The sequence below is a fragment of the Vibrio sp. 10N.222.46.A1 genome (assembly GCF_041473595.1).
Classification (GTDB): Bacteria; Pseudomonadota; Gammaproteobacteria; order Enterobacterales; family Vibrionaceae; genus Vibrio; species Vibrio tasmaniensis_A.
The window spans coordinates 1-446 of sequence record NZ_JBFRSN010001884.1 but is presented as its reverse complement, the minus strand read 5'-3'; the positions used below and the strand labels follow the sequence as shown (position 1 = coordinate 446).

1 protein-coding gene is annotated in these 446 nt (G+C 31.6%); it reads right to left on the bottom strand.

Going from position 1 to position 446, the window contains the following annotated elements; all coding sequences use genetic code 11:
* The coding region (locus tag AB4496_RS29770) for a hypothetical protein (protein WP_372133742.1) at positions 1-446 on the bottom strand (446 nt) is incomplete at both ends.

The window sequence follows — 446 nt, the reverse complement described above, 5'->3', positions numbered from 1 at the left end:
GTATTTAGACATTGTTGAGTTTAAGATTTTTTCTATTTTTAAAAGTGAGGCCATTGATCTATCTGTAATCTTTCCAGACAACTCGCCAACTTTAGTATCAATAGTTAACTTTATGTCCCTAAATCGAAGCTGATCACGTAACACCTTCTCTTCAATAGAAAGCTCCAAAAGCTTATCAACTAAGCCAGATGGCTTCTCTAACATGTCTAATGACCTAGCCAACTTTGAATCAAGTGATACAATTTCTAATTCAATAGCGTTAATTTGTAGCTCTAACATATCTTTTTCATTTCTAAGTTCCGACTTAAGGATCTTAGTAACACCTGAATGAAATTGATCAATCTCATTCAATTTTGCAAAGTCCACGTCAGGAAAGTAACCTTTCAATTTATCAAAATATTTTTTATTAACTGTACTACCATAAGTCAAATTATCTAAAACTCTAT